Source organism: Algibacter sp. AS12, assembly GCF_046736315.1.
GTDB lineage: Bacteria > Bacteroidota > Bacteroidia > Flavobacteriales > Flavobacteriaceae > Algibacter_B > Algibacter_B amylolyticus.
On the sequence record NZ_CP151841.1, the window covers coordinates 1,912,151 to 1,938,400 of the forward strand.

The window sequence follows — 26,250 nt, forward strand, 5'->3', positions numbered from 1 at the left end:
TGTCTTAATTTTAAAATATTTCAGATTTGCCATGAGTTAGCAATCCCGTATATGAGTTTTTTATATTAAACTTAGTTATTAAGTGCTACAGGAAATTAAATAATTTAAATAAAATTGTTTGGAAGCATTTGTTAAGAAAGTTTACTAAAAATCGACTTCAAGCTTGCAACATCCAAACCTACAAATTCTTGAAGTTCGGCTAAAGAACCTTGTTCCACGAAAGCATCAGGAATACCTAAAACTTTAAGCGTGTTTTTATAATCGTTTTTAGAAGCAAATTCTAAAATAACAGATCCAAACCCACCATTTATAACGTGGTCCTCAACGGTAACGATAGTCTTATGAGTTTTAAAAATGGTATGAAGTAAGTTTTCATCTAAAGGTTTTACAAAACGCATATCGTAATGCGAAACATTTAAATCTTTTATGGCTTCGGAAACATTTTTAGCAATAGTGCCAATGCTTAAAATAGCAAGTTTGTTTCCTTTATTAAGGGTAACTCCTTTACCAATCTCAATTTTAGAAAATGGTTGTTTCCAATCTATAGTAACACCGCGTCCTCTTGGGTAACGAATCGCAATAGGTTGCTCTAAACCTAATTGCGCAGTGTACATTATGTTACGTAACTCTATCTCGTTTCTTGGCGCAAATATGATGAGGTTCGGGATGCAACGTAAATAACTTAAATCGAAAACGCCGTGGTGTGTCGCACCATCTTCACCAACCAAACCAGCACGATCTAAACAAAAAATAACGGGTAGTTTTTGTATGGCTACATCGTGTATTATTTGATCGTAGGCACGTTGTAAAAAGGTAGAGTAAATATTGCAAAACGGAATTAAACCTTGTGTCGCCATGCCTGCGGCTAGGGTTACGGCATGTTGTTCGGCAATGCCAACATCAAAAGCGCGATCTGGAATTTGCTCCATCATGTATTTTAAGGAACTTCCTGTGGGCATTGCAGGTGTAATACCTACAATATTTTTATTTTGTTTTGCTAATTCTACAATGGTATGTCCAAAAACATCTTGGTATTTTGGTGCTTGAATTTGGGTAGATTTAATAGGTAAATCGCCAGTTTTAGCATCAAATTTTCCCGGAGCGTGGTACTTTACCTGGTCGGCTTCAGCTTGTTTTAAACCTTTACCTTTTGTAGTGATAATGTGCAAAAACTTGGGGCCTTTTACGGTTTTTAAACGTTCTAACTCTTTAATGACTTCATCTAAATTGTGGCCATCAATAGGTCCGGAATAGTTAAAATTTAGGGCTTCAAAAATATTATCTTGTTTTTGGGTGCCTTTTTTTACGTTTGTTAAATACATTTTTAATGCGCCAACACTTGGGTCTATGCCAATGGCGTTATCATTTAAAATAACTAACAAGTTAGCATTTGTAACGCCTGCATGATTTAAACCTTCAAAGGCCATTCCGCTAGCAATGGAAGCATCTCCAATTACCGCAATATGGTGTTTGTTATCGCCTTTTAATTGTGAGGCAATTGCCATTCCTAAGGCTGCAGATATTGAGGTAGAAGAATGCCCGACACCAAAAGCATCATATATGCTTTCTTCTCGTTTCGGGAATCCGCTTATGCCACCAAGTTGGCGGTTGGTATGGAAATTGTCTCTTCGACCGGTTAAAATTTTATGTCCGTAGGCTTGGTGGCCAACATCCCAAATAAGCTGGTCTGTTGGTGTGTTAAAAACATAATGCAAGGCTATGGTAAGCTCTACAACGCCTAAACTGGCTCCTAAATGGCCTTCTTTTGTAGCTACAATATTAATGATGAATTCGCGTAACTCTTTGGCAAGTTGAGGTAGGTCTTTATGGTTTAAAAGACGAAGTTCTTTAGGGGTGTTAATTTGTTTTAATAGACTTTTTTGCACAAAGCAAAAGTACAAGAATGAATTTGTATTTTTGCTATCATGATAGAACCTTTTGATGATACTTATTTTATGAAGAAAGCGCTACAGGAAGCTGAAGCTGCTTTTGAACAAGGTGAGATTCCTGTTGGTGCTGTAATTGTTATTGATAACAGAGTAATTGCTCGCGGACATAATTTAACCGAAACATTAACGGATATTACGGCTCATGCCGAAATGCAAGCCATAACTGCGGCATCTAATTTTTTGGGTGGTAAATATCTTCAAAAATGTACCTTGTATGTAACGTTAGAGCCTTGCCAAATGTGTGCGGGCGCGTTGTATTGGAGTCAGATTTCTAAAATAGTTTATGGTGCTAGAGATGAAGCTCGTGGGTGCATTAATTTAAATACCAAGTTGCATCCTAAAACTGAAATTTCTGGGGGTGTTCTGGCTGAGGAAGCTTCGGTACTTATGAAACGGTTTTTTGTTGAGAAACGGAATTTGAATTAGAGTATAAATTTACACCTCCCTTAATCCCTCCTTTTTAGGAGGGAAACTGTTGTCTAAAAAAACTAATACTTAGAATAATATTTAGCGTATGAGTTTCCCCTCTAGTAAGAGGGGATTAAGGGGTGTGTTGTTTTAGGATGCTAAATACATGTTAATTGTGTACTGTCTTTTGCTGACTAACCCGCGTTAGGGATTGAACGGTTTGTTTGAAATCCTTTTTGCTTTTCGCAAAAATATTGAGTAGTGAAAGCCCAACCCTTTTTGGGGAACGCCCAAATTTTAATACTTTTTACGCTTTTGTGTTTCGCGCATTTTATCGAGGTTTTCTTTGGTGAGCATGTAATCTTTCATGTTTTTATCTTTCCAGCTGTAATAGGTGTACAATGGAAATACCACTAAAAATAAACCGGTTACGCCGAAACCTATTAGTTTTTCGGAATATTCGACATCTAGGGAGAACCCTAAAATGATACTTGTAAATGCGGCAATGGCTAGAATATATATTATGTATTTCATGCTGAATGCTATTGGGTGAAGTTGATTAATTGTTGCCTGTACGCGGTTAGGAGTTTGGAGCGGGATATGTAGCCGTAATATTTGCCATTTTTTACAACTGGCAAGTTCCATGCGCCGCTGGACTTGAATTTATCCATGATGACGTTCATGTTATCGCTTTCGTAATTTATAATGCCAGCATCGGCGTGTAAGAGGCTTGCAGCGTCTACTTTGTTGTATAGTTCGGTATCGAACATCATGTGGCGGATATCGTCCAAACGGATTACACCTAAAAATTCGTGATTGTCATTAACGACAGGGAAATGGTTTCTAGAAGATTTGGCTACAGCGTTTTTTAGTATGTCGCCCAACTTCATTTCTGGTTTTAGGATGATAAAATTGGTTTCTACAACCTTATCGATATCTAAAACCATAAGTACGTTTTTGTCTTTATCGTGAGTCATAAGCTCGCCACGTTGTGCTAATTTTAAGGTATATATGGAGTGTGAAACGTAGTATTTTGTAATGGCAAATGAAATTGCAGACACAATCATTAATGGTACAAAAAGCTCGTATCCTCCAGTAATTTCGGCAATAAGGAAAATAGCGGTTAGTGGCGCGTGAAGTACTCCTGCCATTAAACCCGTCATACCAATTAATGTGAAATTGGACTCGGATACGTGAAAGTCTAACCCCATATTATTAATGATTTTTGCGAATGCGTTTCCTAAAACATTTCCCATTACTAAGGTTGGGATAAAAACACCACCTACACCGCCGGCACCAAAAGTGGTGGTCATGGCAATAGCTTTAAATATACCGATGCCTAGTAGTAATGCTATAACGATCCAGATATTGGTTAAATCTAAATCGAAAGGTGTGGTGCCAATGGCTGCTAAGTGATCGCCTTTTAAAAGGTTGTTCATAATACCATAACCCTCACCATAAAGTGGTGGCACAAAATAAAGCATGGTGCCAATGGCTAAACCACCAATTATTAGTCGCACGGCTCTACTTTCAAATTGCTTAAAGAAGTTGGTTATGCCAAAAAATACTTTTGAAAAATATACCGATGCAAGACCGGTTACAACTGCTAATAGTACGTAAAATGCAATGTCGTTTATTTCAAATTTATCGGTTAATTGGAAGCGTAGTAATACATCGGTTCCTAAAAACATATAAGAAGTTACCACTGCTGAAACAGATGCTAAAAGTAAAGGTACTAGGGATGCAAATGCAATATCGAGACTGAAAATTTCTATGGCGAAAATAATGGCTGCAATGGGCGCTTTAAACATGGATGCCATAGCACCTGCGGCGGCACAACCAATAAGTAGCATGCGTGTTTTGGTGTTCATTCTAAACAAGCGTGCAGCATTAGAGCCTAACGCGGAACCTACACTTACTGCGGGACCTTGTAAACCTACCGATCCACCAAAACCAGCGGTTAACGGTGCTGTTATTAATGCGGCGTAAATATTATAGCGTGGAATGATGCCATTAAGTTTTGAAATAGCGTATAGTGTTGATGATATACCATGACCAATATGTTTTTTTAACCAAATTTGTTTTATAACATACACCAGGAACAGCCCTATCATTGGGAAAATGAAGTACAACGAGTTTTGATAATTATTAAAAAACTCTAACTTAAAAAGTAAGCGTATATAGTGCGTTAAGTTTTTAAGTGTTACTGTGCCTAACCCTGCTAAGAAGCCTACTAGGATACTTAGCGCATAAATAAATTGTCGCTCTGAAATATATTTATATTTCCAGAGTAGAAATTTACGTAGTGGTTTTTTTGTTAGTGATGGCATGATATAAAACTAATAAAAAATCCTGCAAAGCGCAGGATTTAATTTTTTATGATTTTAAATTAAGTTTTAAGCTTAATTCGGTTAACTGCTCATCATCAATTGGAGCAGGAGCGTCTATCATGACATCGCGACCCGAATTGTTTTTTGGGAAAGCAATAAAATCTCTAATAGTTTCTTGTCCGCCTAAAATAGCAACCAATCTATCTAAACCGAAAGCTAAACCACCGTGTGGTGGCGCGCCATACTCGAAAGCATCCATTAAAAAGCCAAATTGCGCTTTAGCGTCTTCGTCAGAGAAGCCTAAATGTTTTAGCATTATGGCTTGTGTTTGTTTATCGTGAATTCTTATAGATCCGCCACCAATTTCGTTTCCGTTTAAAACTAAATCGTAAGCATTAGCTTTTACTTCTCCAGGGTTAGTTTCTAATAATTCTAATTGGCCTGGTTTAGGCGAAGTAAATGGATGGTGCATAGCGTGGTAATGACCAGTTTCTTCATCTAACTCTAATAAAGGGAAATCTATAACCCATAATGGTGCGAATACTTTTGGATCTCTTAAGCCTAAGCGCTCTGCTAATTCCATACGTAATGCACTTAATTGTGCACGCACTTTATTAGTCTCTCCAGAAAGTACACAAACTAAATCGCCTTTCTTGGCTCCGGTAATTTCTGCCCATTTGGCTAAATCGTCTTGGTCGTAAAATTTATCGACTGAAGATTTAAAAGAACCATCGTCGTTACAACGCGAGTAAATCATGCCTAAAGCTCCAACTTGCGGACGCTTTACCCAATCAATTAATTTATCTATTTCTTTTCTGGTATAACTGTTTCCTCCAGGAACCGCAATACCAACTACTAATTCAGCATTATTAAAAACACCAAATTCTTTATGTTGCGTTACTTCGTTTAGCTCGCCAAATTCCATCCCAAAACGAATGTCTGGTTTATCGTTTCCGTATAAACGCATAGCATCGTCGTATAATAGTCTTGGGAATTTTTCAACATCAACACCATTTACTTCTTTCAGTAAATGTCTTGTTAAGCCTTCAAAAGCATTTAATATATCTTCTTGCTCGATAAACGCCATTTCACAATCAATTTGTGTAAATTCTGGCTGCCTGTCGGCACGTAAATCTTCGTCTCTAAAACATTTTACAATCTGGAAGTACTTATCCATGCCACCAACCATAAGCAATTGTTTGAATGTTTGTGGCGATTGCGGAAGGGCGTAAAATTGTCCTTCGTTCATTCTAGAAGGAACCACGAAATCGCGTGCACCTTCTGGTGTAGATTTAATTAAATATGGCGTTTCAACTTCTATAAAGCCTTCTTTAGATAAGTAGTTTCTAACCTCTTGAGTTACTTTATGTCTAAATATTAAGCTGTTTTTTACAGGGTTACGACGAATATCTAAATAACGATATTTCATTCTAATATCCTCACCACCATCGGTTTTATCTTCAATAGTAAAAGGTGGTAACAAAGATTTGTTTAAAATTATTAACTCTGAGACTAAAATTTCGATATCGCCAGTTGGGATATTTGGATTTTTAGAAGCACGCTCAATAACCTCTCCTTTAACTTGAATTACAAATTCGCGACCTAAGTTTTGAGCTTGTTCAATTAGCGTTTTCGAGGTACGTTCCTCGTCGAAAACAAGTTGTGTAATACCGTAACGATCGCGTAAATCGACCCAAACAATAAAACCTTTATCTCTAGACTTTTGTACCCAACCAGACAGGGTAACTTCTGTATTTATATTTGCTGCTGTTAATTCGCCGCAATTATGACTTCTGTACATAGTAAAATTTTGATGTGCAAATTTAATGAAATAGAGTAGAGTATTAATTTTTATATATGTTTTTTTAAGTAAATGAGGTTTTTGGAATATAAGTGTGCTATTTTTTAGATTGTGATAGATGTATTTTTCTAAGGTCTTGATATTTTTTAGATTAATTAAAATAATTATTGATCGGTAATAAAACGTTAAATGTACGTTTTAATTTTATTTAGTGTGATTTATAGTCTTTTTTTTAGGTATCTGAATGTCATGTGTTTATGTGTTTTTTTTGAATTTTTATTTACAATAAAGTTGAGGCGATTAAGTTTTTTTTATTTAGAAGTTTTTACTCAGTTAAGTCTATTTTGTAAATAATGTTTTGCGTGTAAGTATGTAATTTACAATATAATATGCATATATTAGCTAGAACTAATTCAAAATAAATAATAACTATGAGTAAAATTTTACATTTAAAATGTCTGATGTTTCTATTTTTTATAGGTCTATCAGGAACGGCAATGGCCCAAGAAGTTTCAGGAACTGTTAAAGATGATTCTGGTGGTTTACCAGGTGTGTCTGTTATTGTGAAAGGTACCACAACTGGTACAACAACAGACTTTGACGGAAAATACAATGTTAATGCAAAAACGGGAGATGTTTTAGTGTTTTCGTATGTAGGTTATGAAACGCAAGAAAAAAGCGTTTCAGGTACGGTTATTAATGTGACAATGCAATCTGGAGTTGCTTTAAATGAAGTGGTTTTAATTGGATCTAGAAATCCAAGCAGGACATCTGTTGATACAGCAGTTCCTGTAGATGTTATTGATATGGCCGATTTAGTAACAGCTGGTCCGCAAGTTTCGGTAACACAAATATTAAATTATGTGGCGCCTTCATTTTCATCTAATACACAAACAGTTGCCGATGGAACAGATCATATTGATCCTGCTCAACTAAGAGGTCTTGGACCAGATCAAGTATTGGTTTTAGTAAATGGAAAAAGAAGACATACCTCATCTTTAGTAAATGTTAATGGTACGCCAGGGCGAGGTTCTGTTGGTACAGATTTAAATGCTATTCCTGCTGCATCAATTAAACGAATTGAAGTTTTACGTGATGGTGCTGCTGCGCAATATGGATCTGATGCTATTGCGGGGGTTATTAATATTGTATTAAAAGACAATGTTAACGAGCTAACGGCTGCCATTACCACAGGTGCTAATATGTCTAAAAATGGAAATGACCATGAAGGTGGAACCGATGGAGAGAAAACTCAAATCGATTTAAACTACGGTATTCCATTAGGTGAAAATGGCGGGTTTATTAATATGACGGGTTCTTTAACAACACGAGAAAGAACGTCTCGTGCTCGTGCGAATAGTGGTGCGATTTTCCATGCTTATAATTCTATAGAATGGCAAGCTAATCAAGCTGGTTTTAATCTATCAGATTTACGAACTGATTTAGATGCTATTAAAGATTTTGCAGCCCAAGTAGATCATTTTGATGCCGGATTGCAAGGGCAAATTGCAGGAGCTTCAAGTATTGAAGAATTGTCAGGATACAATACAATTACTGGAGATCAGACTGCTGGAATTTTATCTGGCTTGGATGTTACGGACGCAGAATTAGCTGCAAGAGGACAAACAAGAAGTGATTATAATATGAGTGTAGGGCAATCTGCTTTAGATCAAGGTCAATTTATGGGGAACCTAGAAATCCCTTTAGGAGATGCTGAAAGTGAAGCCAAATTATATGCTTTTGGTGGTTTATCTTATCGTCATGGTGATGCTTCTGGGTTTTATAGAACGCCTGGGCATTCATCTGGTAGAGGAAATACTTTATCTTATATTAATGGATTCTTACCAGATATCGAGTCTGATATCATTGATAAATCTTTAGGTTTTGGTATTCAAGGTAAAATTAATGATTGGAATATCGATTTATCTCATACTTGGGGTTTAAATACTTTTGCATACAATATTACCAATACTACTAACTTTTACTTACAAGCTTCATCTCCAACGGAGTTTGATGCTGGATTAAACGGTTTTCAACAAAACACGGTTAATTTTGATATGTCTAAGTTTTATGATGATATAATGTCCGGGTTAAATATTGCTTTTGGTGCAGAATATCGTGTTGAAAATTACTTTATTGAAGCTGGTGAAGAGTCGTCTTATGCTAAGTATGATGTAAATGGAGAAGTGGAAACAGCAGCTGCGGCTGAAGACCCAACGTTACAAGTTACTGACTTTTTTGGTAATCAGGCAAGTGCTGGAGCTCAAGTGTTTTCAGGGTTTACACCAGAAAATGCTATTGATGCTAGAAGAAATAGTATGGCTTTGTATGTTGATGTTGAAGCAGATATTACTGAGGAGTTTTTGATGAGTGGTGCTGTGCGTTTTGAAGACTTTAGTGATTTTGGAAGTACATTGAATGGTAAATTAGCAATGCGTTATAAACTTAGTGATAATACAAACATTAGAGGTGCTTTAAGTACTGGTTTTAGAGCGCCTTCTTTACATCAGCAATTTTATAGCAAATCGAATACATTATTTAATGACCAAGGAATTGCACAAGAGGTTGGAACGTTTACTAATAGTTCTAGAGCGGCTAAACTAGTTGGAATTCCTAAATTAAAGGAGGAAACTTCATTTAATGCTAGTTTAGGATTTACTACTAAAATACCAGATGCTAATTTAACAGTAACTATAGATGGATATTTTATAGCTATAGATGACAGAATTACATATACAGGAAATTTCGGTAATCCTAATGATGGAACACCATTATCAGATATTTTTACGAACCTTGGAATTGGTCAAGCAGCATTTTTTGCCAACGCCATAGATACTGAAACAAATGGTTTAGATGTGGTTGTTTCTCATAAAGCAAATGTGGGTGAAGGAAGATTAACTAATAATTTAGCTGCCACGTACTCAAAAACTAAAAAAGTAGGCGCTACAAAAGGTAGTGATCTTTTAACTGATGCAGGTTTATTAGATAACTATTTTGATGAAGGTTCTAGAGTATATTTAGAACTTGCCGTACCTCGAGTTAAAGCGAACTTATCTCATAACTTAGAAATGGGCGATTGGAGTATCTTCTTAAGAAATGCATTTTTTGGTAGTGTTTTCGATACAGGAAACTTAACAGATGGTGGTCACCCAGAAATAGGATCTAATGTGGTTACCGATTTAACTATAGGTTATAACTTTAGTGATGAGTTAAGACTAACAGTTGGTGCAAATAACTTATTAGATGTTTATCCAGATGAATTACCAGGATATTTAACTTCCAGTAATCAATTTGTTTACTCACGTCGTGTGTCGCAGTTTGGTAACAACGGTCGTTATGTATTTGGTAGGTTAACATTCGTATTAAAATAATTAAATTTTATATTAATAAGAAAAGGCATGTTAGTTTTTAATTAACATGTCTTTTTTTTATTACACCTTGAAATGAGTCTTTTTGGGTTATTAATAATTTTTTTATAATTCAATGTTTTTTTTATTAATTTCATATTAATAGTTCTTTAAAACATGTAAAATGATATTATTTCGTTGTTATTTTTATTAAATAACGGTATATATACTTGTTGTTTTTTGAGTCTTTTGTCAAAAAAGTATATATTCGTATTAACTAATTCTAAACTAAAAATTATAATATGAGAAAATTATTTCATTTTAAACCGCTGGTTTTTTTAATGTTTCTAGGTATGTCTAATTTAATGTTAGGACAGAATGTTTCGGGTGTTGTTAAAGATGATACAACGCAACCCGTACCTGGGGTTTCAGTCGTTGTTAAAGGAACCACAATTGGAACCACAACCGATTTTGATGGCAATTATGCAATAAAGGCAAATAATGGAGATACACTAGTTTTTTCTTATGTAGGTTACGAAACTCAAGAAATTAAAGTGTCATCTAATATTTTAAATGTGACTTTACAATCTGGGGTAGCCCTAGATGCTGTAGTTTTAACCGGAAATAGATCAAAACCAAGAACAATATTGGATTCTGCAGTGCCTATTGATAATATAGGTCTAGAGGAAATGCGCAATACAGGCCAGCCAACAATAGATAAAATGTTGACTTACAAGGTGCCTTCTTTTAATTCTTCAACTCAAACGATATCTGATGCAACAGCGCATTTTGATCCAGCAGATTTACGTGGTTTAGGTCCAAGTAGAACCTTGGTTTTAGTAAACGGAAAACGAAAAAACCAAAGTGCTTTAGTTTATATTAATGATACACCAGGAAAAGGTGAAGTTGGTGTTGATTTAAAAAGTATTCCTGCAGCGGCTATTGAACGTATTGAGGTATTACGTGATGGTGCTTCGGCACAGTACGGATCTGATGCGATTGCTGGTGTGATTAATATGGTATTAAAAAAGAACGTAGAATATACAACGGTAAATGTAAAATCCGGAGTTACTACGGAAGGTGATGGTTTTAATTTTGGAGTGGATTTAAATACAGGATTATCAGGTGATAATGGAGGGTATTTAAATATAACCGCAGGGTATTATGAGCAAGAAAAAACAAATAGACCTGGAACTCCAGGAACAGATGTTTTAATTGGTGTTGAGGCAGGCGACCCAACTTGGGGATCTTGGTTAGCAGATAATCCAGATTTAGGAATGACTGTTGGTCAGCCTGAATTAAAAAAACTTGATTTGTTTTTTAATGCCGGAATTCCGTTTAAAAACGATTCGGGTGAGTTTTATACGTTTGGTGGAGTAACAACTAGACAAGGTAAAAGTTTTGCTTTATACAGAGCGCCATATTGGGTAGGTGACCCTCATAACTTATTACACGAAGCAGGTACCGACTATAACGGTTTTCAACCTACTTTTGAAACTGATGTTTTGGATAATAACTTAACAGCGGGTGTTAAATGGAACATGTTTAATTTCGATGTTGATTTTAGTGGGACATACGGAAGGAATAGAATTGATTATGATGTAAATAACACTTTAAATATAGACTTAGGAGCAAACAGTCCAACCGAATTTGGAGTTGGAGGTTACACATTTAGTAACTCGTTAGCAAATTTAGATTTTTCAAGAAGTTTAGGTCAAGTTAATGTTGCTTTTGGAGCAGAAATTAAGCAAGAAAATTTTTCTGCTAGAGCAGGAGATGCCGCTTCTTATTACAATCCTACAGGAAATGGGGGAGCACAATCTTTTCCTGGTTTACAGCCTTCAAACGCTGTTCGTGCAGATAGACATAACTACGGTGTTTATGGAGATTTGGAGTGGGAGCCAACTGATGCTTTGTTAATTGGTGGAGCAGTACGATATGAAGATTTTAGCGATTTTGGAGATAATGTATCATGGAAAGTTAGTGGGCGTTATTCTTTGGGAGATAAAGGAGCTTTAAGAGCATCCTATAGCACAGGGTTTAGAGCGCCATCTTTACATCAAATATACTTAAGTAATGTGCAGACTTTAGTGTCTGGAGGGAGTATTTCAAATCAAGGAACATTTAATAATGTAGATCCTATTATTAGAGAAGATTTAGGTGTGCCTCAACTTACGGCAGAAACATCAAAAAATATTTCGGCAGGTATTACTTATAAAATTAAATCTAATTTGTCCGTTTCAGCAGATTTCTATAATGTAAAAGTGGACGATCGTGTTTTATTTACAGGAGAAATTGGTTTTGATGGAGACGACGCCTCTACTAATCCAGTGGAAACTATATTAATAGCTAATTCTATTACAAGTTTAAAATTTTTCGTAAATGCTGTAAATACAAATACTACTGGTTTAGATTTAGTGGTTAACTATACTAATATCGATATAGGTGAAGGTAGGTTAAACGCTACTTTGGCTGCCAATTTTAACGAAACTACTATTGAAGGAGAAATTGATACACCTGCATTGTTAGAAGCAAATGGTTACAATATTTTTAATAGAAAGGAACAATCTAGAATAACTTCATCTAGACCTAAATCTAAAATTTTATTAGGTTTGGATTACAATATAAATAAATGGAATTTTATATTGAATAATACTTATTTTGGAGAGGTTAGCTGGCAACATGCTAATAATGGTTTAAATGGAGCGGATCTAGGAAATGGTCCATTGCCTTTAGATGATGCTGCTTACGATCAAACTTTTGCTGGTAAAGTAATTACAGATTTAATTGTTGGTTATGAGTTTAGCGAAAAAATTTCAGCTAATATTTCGGTTAATAATTTACTTAATGTTTATCCAGATGAAATTGATACTAAAGGTGATTTTGTTACCGATCTTGGAGGGCGTTTTAAATACCCGTGGGAAGTAAATCAATTTGGTTTTAATGGAACCGTTTTAAATGCAAGTGTAGCCTTTAAATTTTAAGGTAGTGACTATTAATATAATATAATGGCGAAATGCCAATAATCAAAAAGCCCCAACATAAGTTGGGGCTTTTCTTGCTATTAACTAATCCTGATGATCAAAGAACAAAAGGATTCTTTTAAAACAACCTATTGGAAAGTTGTTTTAAACTGTATTGCCAATTCCACTATAAAGCGAACGACAATTTCAAAATTAAAGTCTCGACATATGTCAAGAACTTACAATATGTTTAAATTAATCTAAACGTTTGTCTAAATTAAAGTTTTCTTGTTCAATTAACTCGGTTTCATTTGAAACACGATCTTTAAATAACCACATTTTAAATTGGGTTACAAGATAAAATAAAATTGGCACAACTATTAAAGTTAAAAACGTAGCTATAAATAATCCGTAAATAACGGTCCAAGCTAGTGGTCCCCAGAAAATTACGTTATCACCACCCATATAAATATTAGCATCAAACTTACTAAATAAAGTAAAAAAGTTGATGTTTAAACCCGTTGCCAACGGAATTAATCCTAAAATCGTGGTAATTGCTGTAAGTAAAACAGGTCTTAAACGTGCTTTTCCTCCTTTAACAATTGCTTCCATTAAATCAGTTTTTCCTAAATATTGGTCGGCTTCTAAATGGTAACTTACTTTCTTTCTATCAATTAAAAGTTGCGTGTAATCTAGCAGTACCACACCGTTATTTACCACAATACCGGCTAATGAGATAATTCCCATCATGGTCATCATTATAACGAAAGAGCTTCCTGTAGCTACAATACCTCCAAATACACCTATTAAACTTAAGAATATAGCTATCATAATAATTCCAGGCTTCGAAACCGAATTAAATTGGAATATTAGTATAAAGAAAATTAACCCTAAGCCTGTAAAAAAGGCACCCATTAAAAAGGCCATTTGCTTATTTTGCTCTTCTATTTGCCCCGTATAATCGATATTCACATTATCTGGTTTTTGAGTAAACCCTTGCATTGCACTTTGAATTTTAGCCACAATAGCCGCAGCATCTGTATATCCAGGTGCTAATGCAGAATATAACGTAACCACTCGCTTAACGTCCTTATGCTTAATAGCACTAAAACCAGAATTATTGGTTTGTTTTGCAACCGTAGATACAGGAACTTCCTTTATTTGTCCAGAAGCCATATCTCTAAACGTTATTTTCTGGTTAAAAATAGCACTTGTATTGTATCTATTCTCTTCATTAAAACGAACATAAATATCGTAATCTTCTCCATCTTCTTTATAAACACCTGCTTTGGCACCAAAAATAGAATTACGAAGTTGCTGCCCCACTTGTCCGGCGCTAACACCCAACTCACCTGCTTTTTTTCTATCAACCAAAACCTGCATTGATGGTTTAGATTTATTAACATCGATTTTTAGCTCATCAATACCTTGAATGTTTTTAGTATTAATAAAATCGCGCATGTTTTCGGCTGTAGCAATTAATTCGGTATAATCGTCACCTTCTAATTCTACGTTAATTGGATATCCTGCCGGAGGTCCTGCAGCATCTTTTTCAACCGAAATAGCAACTCCAGGATAAATGTCTTTTAAGTCTTCTTGAACCTTTTTAAGAAGTTCTTGACTATCTGCACCTTTCCTAAATTTGTATTCGCGCATGGTAGCTGTAATTTTTCCACGATGCGGCATTTCGGCAGCAGAACCACCATCGGTTTGCGGGTTACCGGCGCCTTCACCAACTTGCGATACCGCACTCTCGGTTAAGAAATTAAAATCACCGTCCATATAAGCTTCATCATTAATGATTTTATATACACGTTGTTCTATATCTTTTGTAATGGCATTAGTTTTTTTAATATCTGTACCTTCAGGATATTCTATATAAACTATAATTTGATTTGGTGTGTTATCTGGAAAGAATTCTACTTTTGTACGTTGGCTTCCCACCGATGCGCCAAAGCCCATAAAGGCTACTATAAGCAGTGCAAAAGTGCTAATGGTAATTGCAATAGGTTTTCTTCCGCTTAAAGCAAATCGTAATGATTTCTCGTAAATACGCTCCCATGTTGGTAATATTTTATTTTGAAACCCGTTGGACCAACTTCTTAAAAATAAGCGGTAAATCCAAAGTAAAATTACTGTTACAATCATTAAAGTTCCTAAACCACGATAAGCGCCTCCAGTAATTAAAATTAATAACCCAAGACCTCCAACAATAGCCGAAATTTTTATAATGTTTTTTAAAGGCATGTCTTTATCCTCAATAGTCATAAATTGAGATACCATAACCGAGTTAAAGAAAATAGCAACAAATAATGAAGACCCTAAAACTACTGATAAGGTTATGGGAAAATACTTCATAAACTGCCCCATTACACCGGGCCATAAACCAAGCGGTACAAAAGCTGCAACAGTTGTTAAAGTTGAAATAATAATAGGGTATGCAATTTCTCCAATACCTTTTTTGGCGGCTTCAATTCTGCTCATGCCTTCTTCGCTCATTAAACGATACACGTTTTCTACCACAACAATACCATTATCTACTAGCATACCAAGCCCCATAATTAATCCAAAAAGAATCATGGTGTTCATGGTGTAGCCTAAAAGGTCTAATATCATTAAGGACATAAACATAGACATAGGAATGGCAAACCCAACAAATAAGGCATTTTTAAATCCTAAAAAGAACATTAAAACGGTTACAACCAATATAATACCGAATATGATATTGTTTACTAAATCGTCTACCTGACCAATGGTTTTTGAAGATTGATCGTTGGCAATTGTAACGGTTAAATCTGGAGGAAAGGTGTTTGCAATAGCGTCTTTAACTATGGCTTGAATTTGTTCGGCGGCAGCAACCATGTTTTTTCCAGCTCGTTTTTTAACATCCAGCATTACTACTGGATGACCAAATTCGCGGGCGTAGGTAGTTTTGTCTTCATCCTTAAAACTAACAACAGCGACATCTTTTAAATAAATAGGGTTGTTGTTTTCTGCCTTTACCACAAAGTTTTCAAGTTCTTTGGGCTCGTCAATTTCCCCTATAATTCTTATAGTTCGGCGTTGTCCGCTAGTAATTAAATTACCCGCAGACATGGTAACATTTTCTCTACTTATAGTGTTTATAATATCGTCGAAACTTACTTGAGCTGCCATCATTTTGTAAATGTCCACGGCAACTTCTACTTCTTTTTCTTGTGCACCACGAATATCTACTTGTTTAATTTCTTGCAGACTTTCAATTTCATCTTCAAGAAATTCGCCATATTCTTTCAGCTTATCAATAGGGTAATCTCCAGAAATATTAATGTTAAGAATTGGAATTTCTTCAGACATACTTAAATCGAACACATTAGGTTCAACTTTAGCGCCATTAAATGTTGGCCAATCTTCGCCAGCAGTTTCAGAGTCTACTTCGTCTTTAATTTTCTGTTTTGCAGCGTCAACCGATATGTTTTCGTCAAATTCTACAATTACAATCGAGTAATCCTCTTGCGATGTTGAGGTAATTTCAACAACATTACTTACCGTTTTAAGTTTGTCCTCAATAGGATCTGTAATTAGTTTTTCGATATCCTCGGCTGTGTTACCAGGATAAATGGAGCTTATATAAATTTTGGTTTCCTTAATTTCTGGGAAATTCTCTCTAGGCATGCTAAAATAAGAACCTGCGCCAAGGAACAATATTAGTGCAATTAAAACATACATGGTTGTTTTGTTATTAATTGCCCAAGAAGAAAAACCAAATTCTTTATCTACTTGCTTGTTTTTTTTATTTTTAGTCATTGATTTTGGTCTTTAATTTTAGTTTTCCTCTTCAATATCAAGAACTTTTACATCTTGACCATCTTTTACACTTCTAGCACCTTCAACAATAAGTTCTTCATTGTTCTCTATACCAGATAATACCTCAATATAATCACCTTGAGTTCTTCCGGTTTCAATAAACTCACGTTTTACTTTGGCTTTATTTTCAACTTTATTGGTAATGGTGTACACGTATTGCTGACCTTCTGCATTTTCTGATATAATACTTTGCGGTATTAGTATGGCCTTTTGATTGGTGTAATCGTTAATTTTAAGCTTTGCTGTTAGGTTTGGTTTAATGTCTTTATCTTTATTAGAAATAGCAACTTCTACCTTAAACGTGCGGTTAGAAGGGTTTATAAAGTTTCCTGCTTGACGAACTTTAGCATCTATGCTTTTTCCAAGTACAGGAAACTCTACTTTAACTTCTTTACCATTTACAATATCTGAAACATAGCGCTCTGGCACTTCTGTTTCAATGTACATATCGTCTAGGTTTACAATTCTAAATAACATAGTTTGACCCGGACCTACAACACTACCTTGATCTGTAATAACATCGTCGATAGTACCCGAAAATGGAGCACGAACAACGGTTTTTGCGACTTGTTGTTCTAGTTGTTTTGTAGCTTCTAGCTGTCCCTCATAAGATGCTTTGGCTTGTAAAAATTGTATTTCACTACCTATATTTTGCTTCCATAAACGTTCTTGACGCTCATAAGTTGTTTTAGCTAATTCGGTTTGAATTTTTAATTGTGCTAATTGTTGGCCTAATCCGCCATCATCGATTTTAGCTAAAATTTGTCCTTTCTTAACGTTTTGTCCTTCTTTAACATAAACTTGAGTTAATACACCTGAGAATTCCGGATAGATTAGTAAGTTTTGCTTTGTGTTTACGTTACCTTGTAATTCTACAAAGTGATTAAAAACAGCCTCTTTAGCATGAAAGGTTGTTATTAAAGGAATCTTTTCTTGAGGATCTAAACTTTTAATAGATTGTTCTAATTGTTTTAGTTTTTCTGAAATTTCTTGAGCCGAAACTTCAAGTTCGCTTTTTTTAGTTCTAATAAGTTCTAAATCATTTGTAGCTATAATGTCTTCAACAGATTTTTTTCCTTCACCTCCACAAGAGATTAGAATAAAAGCACTTAAAAATGTTAGATATATATATTTCATGGTTGTTAGGTTTATTAAATTCACTTATTTATTGTTGCGTTTATAGCTCTTGGTTTGTAATGGTTTCTAGCGCCACTTTGTTGTTTATAACATTTAGCATGGCTTGTAAAAATTCTTGTTGTGCGGTGTAGAGTTGCGTTTGTGCTTGTCTTAGCTCGAAGCTAGATGCAATACCTTCAAAAAATTTAGTTTGATTTTTTTTCTCGATACGTTCGGCCAGATTTAAATTCTCTTTCTTAATGCTATATTCTTCAATAGCAAATTGATAATCACTTTTTGCCGATGCTATTTGTAATTTTAATTGTTGTTCGGTTTCCGTTAGGTCGTCTTCGGCTTTTTCTAAATTAATTTTAGCACGTTGTATTTTAGAATTGGATGCTCCAGAGGTAAAAATTGGAATACTTAATTTGGCTCCAAAAATACCAAAGCCATAATATTTTTGGTCGCTATCTAGAAAGGTAAACTCTGGGCTATAAGAGGCATATCCTCCTGATAAAAAAGCGCTAAGTGTTGGTAAGTTTTTGTATTTCTCTAATTTTAGCAATAGCTCCTTAGAGGTTTTATCGTTTTCGGCAATTTTATAATCTATTGTGTTTTCTATTGAAAACGGATTATTTGTAAATGCTAAATCGATGTTTTGGGCTGTTAATGTTTCTAGATTATCTGTTAGTACCGTTTCGTTTTCAATATCTAGGCCTAATGTAATATTAAGCATCTGGTAGGCTACTTTTTTTAACCTAATACTGTTGTTTAAGGTGCTGTTAATGGTAGATAATGTTATTTTTAGCTGTTCTACACTTTCTTCTTCCTCTAAACCGTTTTCATAAATTTTAGTGGTTTCGTCAAGATTTTTTTGCAAAGCCAATTTGTTGCGCTCTAAAATAGTTACGCTTTCATCGGTTAGTAAAACATTACCATAAGCGTTAACTACAGCTTTTCTAACTTCTAAATCTGTTTTGGTTTTGGCGTTTTTAGATATTTCTAAATATACTTTTGCAGATTGTAAGCCTACTATATAAGAACCATCAAAAAGTAATTGGCTTAAAGTTGCAGAACCTATTAAGCTTTGTTCTAGTCCTAAAGCTATTGCCGTATATTCACCTTCTGGACCGCCAAAAGCAGAAGCCTCAACAACTTGTAGTTGCTGTTTTATGCTGTTTTGGTAATCTACTGCGGCATTAAGTTGAGGTAAACCAGCAGCTGTTGTTTCCCATTTTTGTTGCTTTGCAGCTTCAATATCTCTGCTAGCGTTTTTTGCTGTTCTATTATTTTCTAAGGCAAAAGAAATAGCTTCTTCTAACGAAAAACGCTGTTTGGTTTCTTGTGCGATAGCGGTTATAGAAACTAATAAGCTAAAAATTAATATTAGTTTGTTCTTCATTTTATGATTGATTTGATGTTATAAATTTATTTAAAGTTTTGAAGCCTTTTTCGGTAACAATGGCTCTTAAGTGGTATTCCAAATAACTTTCCATTAAGTAATCCATAGAGAACAACTCTGGTGGAAAAATAGTGCCATCTTTAATACCTGTCATGCCATTAAAATACATTCTAGATATAAACGCTATGTCGATATTAGCACGAAATAAACCCGTATCCACACCTCTTTGTAGGCTTTCGCTAACAGAGTCGTGCATTTTTTCAAATTGTTTTAAATGAAGTGTTGCATATATTTGTGGATAATATTTTTTTAATTGAAATTGGGGCGACGATTTTTCGCTTTCTAAATGATGCATTACAAACATCTTTATATCGTATAATTCCTCTATTGGATTTGCGGAGTTGCAACATATATTATCAATACCGTTACAAATTAAATCGAAAACAGAAAATGAAACAGCTTCAACTAATTTTGTTTTATTAGCAAAATGGACATAAATCGTTTTTTTAGATATACCCATTTCATGAGCAATATCATCCATCGTGACACTTTTAAACCCTAGGTTTAAAAACAAGTCGGTTGCTTTTTTTACTATTTTTTCTCTCATAATTAGGTGCAAATGTACAACAGGAAACTTTAAAAACAAATAAAGTTTCCTGGGTTTTAATGATTTTTTAACATATCCTTTTGTGTTGAAGTTTTTAATTATGATGATTTACCCTATTTTTGTTTGATGCTTTCAATAGAAAAATACCAAGAAGAGTTTATCACATATTTAGAAAACTTTTCCACCTTCAAAGAGCCTAAAAACCTTTACGATCCTATAAATTATATTTTGGGTTTAGGAGGAAAGAGGCTTCGTCCTGTTTTAACTTTAATGACTGCCGATATTTTTACTGGTAATTATAAAAGTGCCTTAAATGCTGCTTTAAGTATAGAGGTGTTTCATAATTTTTCGTTAGTTCATGATGATATTATGGATGATGCGCCTTTGCGCAGAGGCCAGAGTACGGTGCATGAAAAATGGGATATAAACACTGGGATTCTTTCTGGTGATGCTATGTTAATTATGGCATATCAATTATTTGAAAATTACGAACCTATTATTTTTCAGGCATTAGCAAAGTTGTTTAGTAAAACGGCTTTGGAAGTATGTGAAGGTCAGCAATACGATGTCGATTTTGAAATTAGAAATGATGTTACTATTCCTGAATATTTAAAAATGATAGAGTATAAAACAGCAGTTTTAGTTGGAGCAGCCATGAAAATGGGAGCTATTGTGGCCAAAGCATCTGTTGAAGATCAAAATAATATATATGAATTTGGACGTTTTCTAGGTATTGCGTTTCAATTGCAAGACGATTATTTAGATGCTTTTGGCGATCCTAAAACTTTTGGAAAGCAAGTTGGAGGTGATATTATTGAAAATAAAAAGACGTATTTGTATTTAAAAGCTTCAGAATTTTCTAATGAAAGTGATCGTAAAGAGTTAAGCCAGTTATTTGCATCTAATCCAGAGGATGTTAATACTAAAATTGAAGTTGCAAAACAGTTTTTTGTTTCAACAGGGTCTGCCGAAGCTACAAAAAACGCAATACAAGAGTACACAAAAAAGGCATTTACGGTTTTAGAATCTTTAAATATTACTGAAGATAAAAAGCAGTTACTTAAATCCTTTGGAAATAATTTAATGAACAGAACCGTTTAATAATCAAATTTTGTTTCCTGTTAATTAGGAATCTTGTTTATGAAATTACCAGATACTTTCGAAAATTTAATTGAACAAGCCAATCAGTTAGAGTTATATAAAAAATTAATTCTGCAGTTAAATAAAGACTTCCTTTTAGCTAATATAGATTTGGATTTTCATGAAGAAATTTTACCATCAAGTTTAAAATTGATGCTTCACGAAACGGTTTATAAACTAATTCAAGAAAAATTTACCGACTACTTAAGCTTGCTTTACATTATAGATGTTTCAGAAAAACAGGTAAAAGCACTAAATGGCGATGATATTTTAAAACTCTCTGAAGAGGTCTCGTTTTTAATATTAAAACGCGAATGGCAGAAAGTTTGGTTTAGAAATAATTATTAATTAAGATAATTTTGTCCTAATTGATTTTTGGTTTATATTTGTAGTAAAATATTATTATTAGCCTTATGTTTTCAAAAGCTTGCGAATACGGAATAAAAGCTGCAATTTTTATAGCTACAAAGTCTTACGAAGGTATACGCGTTAGCCCAAAAGAAATAGCTATGGAGATAAATTCTCCTCAAGCCTTTACTGCAAAAATTTTACAGGCATTGGTAAAACATGATGTTGTTAAATCTGTAAAAGGCGCTTACGGCGGTTTCGAGATTAACAAAGGTGATATAAGTACTATTAAATTATCGCAAATTGTAAAAGCTATTGATGGAGATACCATTTATAGTGCCTGTGGATTAGGTTTAGAAAAATGTGATGAAAACCATCCATGTCCTGTACACGATAAATTTAAAGGCGTTCGCGACGAGCTTAAGTTTATGCTTGAAAATACAAATTTGGAAGAATTGGCTCTTAATATAAAATCGGGTGCTTCATTTTTAAAAGTATAGCGAGAATAAGGGCTTAAAGGACTAAAAAAATTTAAATATAAATAGGATAAATTTATCCGAAATAAAATAATGCTATGGAAACATTAAATAAAGATGCACAAAAAGAAATAGGGCAATTTGTTGCCGATGATTTTAGAACAGCAGCAGTTTTTTCAAAATATAAAATTGACTTTTGTTGTAATGGGAATAAAACAGTAGAAGTGGCTTGCGATAAAAAAGGGATTGATAGCAAAATGCTAGTAGATGAACTTAATGAGGTTTTAAAATCTGGTACAAATGAAAGTATTGATTATAAATCTTGGCCATTGGATTTGTTGGCTGAGTATATAGAAAAGAAGCATCATAGATATGTGGAAGAGAAGATTCCTGTTTTACGTCAGTTTTTAGATAAATTATGTCGTGTACATGGTGAGCGTCATCCAGAATTGTTTAAAATAAATGAACTGTTTACGGCCTCGGCAGCCGAATTAGCTTCACATATGAAGAAGGAAGAATTGATACTTTTTCCATTTGTTAAAAGAATGGTAAATGCTACTATTAAAAATGAAGCGATTCAATCACCTCAATTTGGGACTGTTGAAAACCCAATTGCTATGATGAAGCACGAACATGATACGGAAGGCGAACGCTTTAGAGAAATAGCAGAATTGACAAATAATTACAACCCACCGGCAGACGCATGTAATACTTATAAAGTAACTTACGCCATGTTAGACGAGTTTGAAAAAGATTTGCATTTACATATTCATTTAGAGAATAACATATTGTTCCCTAAAGCCGTAAAATTAGAACAACAGTTTGTGTAGTTAAGCTTTTTTACGTTTAAAACCCTAGGGTCTTATTGTTAAGACTGTCTGGGGTTTTTTCTTCAAAAAATTAAAGTTTAAAATATTCAAAGTAAGTGGCTGTTAAACTTTTTAAATGATTGATTTTTTGCTCAAGTTTTAATCTGTTATGTTCATCTTTAATATTTGTAATTTCTTCTAATATTGGAATAAGCACCACATGAAGTTGGTCGTGTGCTTCACCTTCCATATCACAGCTTTTAATGATATAACTTGTTTGTTTTGAAAGTATATCGCCTAATACAATTCCGTTTGTTGCCGTATTATTCGTTAAAATAGAATCAATACGTTTCATGCCAATATGGGTTTCTTTATTGGCAATCCACTTTTTGTTATTGCTAAGTTTTAAACCTTCTAGCCTAATGGCTTTAGGTTCGGTGTTATTGCTTTTACATGAATGAAAACTTAATATAATCATTATAAGTAGGACCGAATTTGATAGTAATCGTTTCATAATTAAAAATCTTTTTTCTTTGATTTAAATACAATGCGTAAAACAGGCATAACAACCCAAATGGTAAGCATAACAAAAGATACAATTAACCCGAAGCTTGTTCCGAAAAATTGTTTAAAAACAGCACCTGTATAGCCTAATAACGCAGAAATATCTAATTTTAAAAGGATGAGTGTTCTCGATAAATCTATTGGGTTTAACATGGTGCCAATTAATGAGACCTTATCTAATGGATAATCTTCAAACAAAATAAGGGTCATTAAAAACAAGCCATCGTAGATTACAGCAAGAAATAGCCAAAGTAAAATAGCATAACCAAAACCTTTAATTTTATTCTCGTTGGATAGTGCAATATTAAAGGCTAAAGCAGTAAAAATTAAGGTTAAAAATGTACCTGTAATTAGTAACAGTGAAAAGTCCCAAATGGCACTACTTTCAAACAAACCATAAAACACAAATGGAATACCTAACCCTAAAATTAAACTCATAGATAAGGATAAGGCAACACCTAAATATTGTCCTAAAAATATAGAGGATCGTTTTAAAGGTTGTGCCAATAGTAGCTCTGTAAATTCTTTGGAATTGTAATAATACATGACACCAAAAATGGTTCCTATAAGCGGCACTAAAACAATAATAACGTTCATTAGGGTAATTACTGCTTTTGATAAATCGTTATTTAAAAATAACAAGACAATGCCTAGCAATAAATAGAAGGCAAAATACACGTAACTCCAGCGACTGCGCATAAGGTCGTAAAAACTATATTTTAATATCTTAAGCATGGTTTTCGGTTAATATAGACGCAATCGCATGTTCAAAATCTGGCTGATTGGTCTTGGTTTTTAATTTTTGAATGGTGCCTTTAAAGTAAATTTTGCCTTCGAGGATAAATACAATTTCATCTGATATTTCCTCAACAAAACTCATAATATGCGATGTTATAAGTATAGTTTTTCCTTTGGCTTTTTCGGCTTTAATTAAATCTTTTAATCTAATTAGTGATATTGGATCTAAACCTGTTGTTGGTTCGTCTAGAATAATTAACGGACTATCAAACATAAAGGTTAATACAAGATTTACTTTTTGTTTGGTACCTCCAGAAAGATTACCTAATTTTTTGTCTAAAAACGGTTCTAATTTAAATAGCTCAATTAAACGTTGGTCCTCATTGGTTGGTTTGCGTAAATCCTTAATCATTTTAACTAATTCTTTAACACGAAGGTTACTAGGAAAGTTGGCTATTTGTGGTAAATAGTCAATTTTATGTCTGTATTCGGAATTTTTTTTAATGTTTTCATTCAGTACAGTAATGTTTCCTTTATCTGGAATTACCATACCTAAAACCGATTTTATTAAAGTGGTTTTACCAGAGCCATTAGGACCCAATACAGCAAAAATTCCGCCTTCGCTTATCTCCAAATCAACACCACTTAGTACTTGATTCTTTCCGAATTTTTTATGTAGATTTTCAATGGTTACCATGTTAGTTTTTTTATTTGTGGGTTGTTGTCCAATAAATCATCTGGAGTAAAAACAGGTGATACTTTTTCAGAAAAATCAATAATATCTATAAACATACTGCGTAATAGAATAATAGTTTCTGGTGTACGGTTTACGATATAAGAAAATAGTTTTACGGGTCTATATGGCACATCTCCAATACCGTTTTTATCGAGGTCGTAGCCTGTGTAACTGCTCCAATAATTTTTGTTAAATTCATTGTCGTTAACCTTGCTATTATAGGCAATATCAAAGGAGTTAAACAAAAAGTTATTCTCTGTAAATATGTTAGTATAACAAGCTCCTTTTACTTTAATGGCCCAACCATTGTTTTTAAATGTATTGTGTTTGTAATTAATACGGTTGGTGCCTTCTACATTAATGCCAATGGTGTTGTCTTCAAATATGTTGCCTTCAATTTCAGCATCGTTAATTTCTTTTAGTAATAAACCATAGGAGGCTGTTCCCCAATTTTCTTTAAAAATATTGTTAAACATTTTTATGCGTTTGGAGAACATTACAGCAACACCAGCACCATTGTTCTCGAAGGTGTTGTCTTGGTAAACATCGTCGTTTGAGAACATAAAGTGTAACCCGTAACGCACGTTTAATGCACTTACATTATTTTTTATTACACAAGCATTAGAGAATTCTAAATAAATGCCATCTCTAACATGTTGCACAAAATTATGTTCAATTTCAATGTTTTTACTGTACCAAAGTTGAATGCCGTTTCCTGAATTATATTCCTCTACAGCTTCTCCAATTATTTTGTTATGGTATACTTTGCCGTCGCTTGATTTTTCAATGTAAATTCCAAAAAATAGCTTTTCTAAAACTAAATTCTGAATCAAGAAATTTTTACTGTTTTTAACACGAATTGCAGCAAAATCTTCAGTATAGCTATTACCAACGTTTATCATGAAAAGACCATCTACAGTAACATGATCTGAAATTATAGTTATAATTTCTCCTTTTAATTCACCATCAATAACAGGGTATTTTTCACCTATTATAGTTAAAGGTTTATCGACAATAACATTATGTTCTTTGTATGTGCCTTTTTTTACTACAATAGTATCAAAATCTTTTGCCTGTGCAATACCATCCGTTAATGTGAAAATAGGACATGTTTTACAAACTGTAACCATTTGGGCATTAGATGGTTTGGTTATTAAAATGACTACTAATAGTGTTAGCAAATGCTTCATATTACTAGTCTTTTAATTTTGCTAGTAAGGTTTCCCAGGAGTATAGTTCGCCTCCTTTATCGGCTTGCACATTTTTAGCATCGTTTTCGCTTTTAAAAGCGGAAAGAAAAGCACCCATAGGACTTGGAATATTTTTGCTAATTAAAAAGGTCGCTTTGGTGGCATCAATTAATGCTTCGGGTGTTGTGTAGTTGTTTGATAAATACAGTTGAATTTCAGAGGTATCAAAATCTTTAAGGAAATTAATCATACATTCTGTAGCATCAAATTTATATACTTTACCTTTTTTAGTTACAATTTCGGCAGCATGAATCTTATCTACAATAGTCATTTTGCAGAATTGACATCCGTCGCTTCCATAGTTTATAGGTTCTGGTGATACATTACAACTTAAAATTAAGAGTAGTAATGCAAAAATTGAATAGTGTTTTAGTCTTTGCATGTTTTTAGTGTTTTAGTGTTTTGAAGATGGCCGCGTTA

At 33.9% G+C, this 26,250-nt stretch carries 20 protein-coding genes; 7 read left to right on the top strand and 13 right to left on the bottom strand.

What is annotated here, in order from left to right:
- Positions 1 to 131 precede the first annotated feature (131 nt).
- Complete coding sequence (gene dxs / locus AAFN75_RS07880) at positions 132 to 1,886, bottom strand: 1-deoxy-D-xylulose-5-phosphate synthase (protein ID WP_411809040.1); 1,755 nt, start codon at positions 1,884 to 1,886, stop codon at positions 132 to 134.
- A 39-nt stretch (positions 1,887 to 1,925) separates the two neighbouring features.
- Here dxs and AAFN75_RS07885 point away from each other — a divergent pair, with 39 nt between their 5' ends.
- Positions 1,926 to 2,375 carry a nucleoside deaminase gene (locus tag AAFN75_RS07885; RefSeq protein ID WP_411809042.1) on the top strand — a complete coding sequence of 150 codons (450 nt, stop codon included), beginning with the start codon at positions 1,926 to 1,928 and terminating at the stop codon, positions 2,373 to 2,375.
- A 279-nt stretch (positions 2,376 to 2,654) separates the two neighbouring features.
- Here AAFN75_RS07885 and AAFN75_RS07890 read toward each other — a convergent pair whose 3' ends face one another.
- From AAFN75_RS07890 to aspS, 3 genes are read right to left on the bottom strand one after another with little or no spacing between them, the layout of a single operon-like run.
- The gene (locus AAFN75_RS07890; protein ID WP_411809044.1) at positions 2,655 to 2,891 is read right to left on the bottom strand and encodes a hypothetical protein; all 237 of its coding nucleotides are present in this window, start codon (positions 2,889 to 2,891) and stop codon (positions 2,655 to 2,657) included.
- Between the two features lie 8 nt (positions 2,892 to 2,899).
- Positions 2,900 to 4,687 carry a chloride channel protein gene (locus AAFN75_RS07895; protein ID WP_411809045.1) on the bottom strand — a complete coding sequence of 596 codons (1,788 nt, stop codon included), beginning with the start codon at positions 4,685 to 4,687 and terminating at the stop codon, positions 2,900 to 2,902.
- A 46-nt stretch (positions 4,688 to 4,733) separates the two neighbouring features.
- Positions 4,734 to 6,488, bottom strand: coding sequence for an aspartate--tRNA ligase (gene aspS, locus AAFN75_RS07900; protein ID WP_411809046.1), 1,755 nt, complete (start codon positions 6,486 to 6,488; stop codon positions 4,734 to 4,736).
- 431 nt (positions 6,489 to 6,919) lie between these two features.
- Between aspS and AAFN75_RS07905 the strand changes: the two genes are divergently transcribed.
- Both AAFN75_RS07905 and AAFN75_RS07910 read left to right on the top strand, forming a co-directional pair.
- Positions 6,920 to 9,859 carry a TonB-dependent receptor domain-containing protein gene (locus tag AAFN75_RS07905; RefSeq protein WP_411809047.1) on the top strand — a complete coding sequence of 980 codons (2,940 nt, stop codon included), beginning with the start codon at positions 6,920 to 6,922 and terminating at the stop codon, positions 9,857 to 9,859.
- Positions 9,860 to 10,137: 278 nt separating this feature from the next.
- Positions 10,138 to 12,819 (top strand): TonB-dependent receptor, encoded by a 2,682-nt coding sequence (locus AAFN75_RS07910; RefSeq protein WP_411809048.1) that lies wholly within the window; start codon positions 10,138 to 10,140, stop codon positions 12,817 to 12,819.
- Between the two features lie 234 nt (positions 12,820 to 13,053).
- Here AAFN75_RS07910 and AAFN75_RS07915 read toward each other — a convergent pair whose 3' ends face one another.
- Genes AAFN75_RS07915 through AAFN75_RS07930 form a run of 4 tightly spaced genes read right to left on the bottom strand, consistent with a single transcriptional unit; the run spans position 13,054 to position 19,769 of the window.
- Positions 13,054 to 16,584, bottom strand: coding sequence for an efflux RND transporter permease subunit (locus AAFN75_RS07915; protein WP_411809049.1), 3,531 nt, complete (start codon positions 16,582 to 16,584; stop codon positions 13,054 to 13,056).
- Positions 16,585 to 16,602: 18 nt separating this feature from the next.
- Positions 16,603 to 17,781 (bottom strand): efflux RND transporter periplasmic adaptor subunit, encoded by a 1,179-nt coding sequence (locus AAFN75_RS07920; RefSeq protein WP_411809050.1) that lies wholly within the window; start codon positions 17,779 to 17,781, stop codon positions 16,603 to 16,605.
- Between the two features lie 40 nt (positions 17,782 to 17,821).
- Entirely contained in the window at positions 17,822 to 19,162 is a 1,341-nt protein-coding gene (locus AAFN75_RS07925) for a TolC family protein (protein WP_411809051.1), read from the bottom strand.
- 1 nt (position 19,163) lies between these two features.
- A complete protein-coding gene (locus AAFN75_RS07930; protein WP_144115037.1) occupies positions 19,164 to 19,769 on the bottom strand; it encodes a TetR/AcrR family transcriptional regulator in 606 nt (201 codons plus the stop codon).
- Positions 19,770 to 19,895: 126 nt separating this feature from the next.
- On the opposite strand from AAFN75_RS07930, the gene AAFN75_RS07935 reads away from it, so the two are divergent.
- From AAFN75_RS07935 to ric, 4 genes are all read left to right on the top strand, one after another.
- On the top strand, positions 19,896 to 20,870 hold the full coding sequence (locus AAFN75_RS07935; RefSeq protein ID WP_411809052.1) for a polyprenyl synthetase family protein: 975 nt from the start codon (positions 19,896 to 19,898) through the stop codon (positions 20,868 to 20,870).
- Between the two features lie 39 nt (positions 20,871 to 20,909).
- Positions 20,910 to 21,257: a hypothetical protein gene (locus AAFN75_RS07940; RefSeq protein ID WP_411809053.1), complete on the top strand. Its 348-nt coding sequence runs from the start codon at positions 20,910 to 20,912 to the stop codon at positions 21,255 to 21,257.
- 65 nt (positions 21,258 to 21,322) lie between these two features.
- Positions 21,323 to 21,757 carry an RrF2 family transcriptional regulator gene (locus tag AAFN75_RS07945; protein ID WP_411809054.1) on the top strand — a complete coding sequence of 145 codons (435 nt, stop codon included), beginning with the start codon at positions 21,323 to 21,325 and terminating at the stop codon, positions 21,755 to 21,757.
- 74 nt (positions 21,758 to 21,831) lie between these two features.
- The gene (gene ric / locus AAFN75_RS07950) at positions 21,832 to 22,563 is read left to right on the top strand and encodes an iron-sulfur cluster repair di-iron protein (RefSeq protein ID WP_411809055.1); all 732 of its coding nucleotides are present in this window, start codon (positions 21,832 to 21,834) and stop codon (positions 22,561 to 22,563) included.
- 70 nt (positions 22,564 to 22,633) lie between these two features.
- Here ric and AAFN75_RS07955 read toward each other — a convergent pair whose 3' ends face one another.
- The 5 genes from AAFN75_RS07955 to AAFN75_RS07975 all read right to left on the bottom strand — a co-directional run bounded on the left by AAFN75_RS07955 (position 22,634) and on the right by AAFN75_RS07975 (position 26,212).
- Positions 22,634 to 23,056 (bottom strand): hypothetical protein, encoded by a 423-nt coding sequence (locus AAFN75_RS07955; RefSeq protein ID WP_411809056.1) that lies wholly within the window; start codon positions 23,054 to 23,056, stop codon positions 22,634 to 22,636.
- A 2-nt stretch (positions 23,057 to 23,058) separates the two neighbouring features.
- The gene (locus AAFN75_RS07960) at positions 23,059 to 23,841 is read right to left on the bottom strand and encodes an ABC transporter permease (protein WP_411809057.1); all 783 of its coding nucleotides are present in this window, start codon (positions 23,839 to 23,841) and stop codon (positions 23,059 to 23,061) included.
- Positions 23,834 to 24,541, bottom strand: a complete 708-nt coding sequence (locus AAFN75_RS07965; protein WP_411809059.1) for an ABC transporter ATP-binding protein — start codon at positions 24,539 to 24,541, stop codon at positions 23,834 to 23,836. The genes AAFN75_RS07960 and AAFN75_RS07965 overlap by 8 nt, the downstream gene beginning before the upstream one ends.
- On the bottom strand, positions 24,535 to 25,710 hold the full coding sequence (locus AAFN75_RS07970; RefSeq protein ID WP_411809275.1) for a nitrous oxide reductase family maturation protein NosD: 1,176 nt from the start codon (positions 25,708 to 25,710) through the stop codon (positions 24,535 to 24,537). The genes AAFN75_RS07965 and AAFN75_RS07970 overlap by 7 nt, the downstream gene beginning before the upstream one ends.
- Positions 25,711 to 25,774: 64 nt before the next feature.
- A complete protein-coding gene (locus AAFN75_RS07975) occupies positions 25,775 to 26,212 on the bottom strand; it encodes a nitrous oxide reductase accessory protein NosL (RefSeq protein ID WP_411809060.1) in 438 nt (145 codons plus the stop codon).
- Positions 26,213 to 26,250 lie beyond the last annotated feature (38 nt).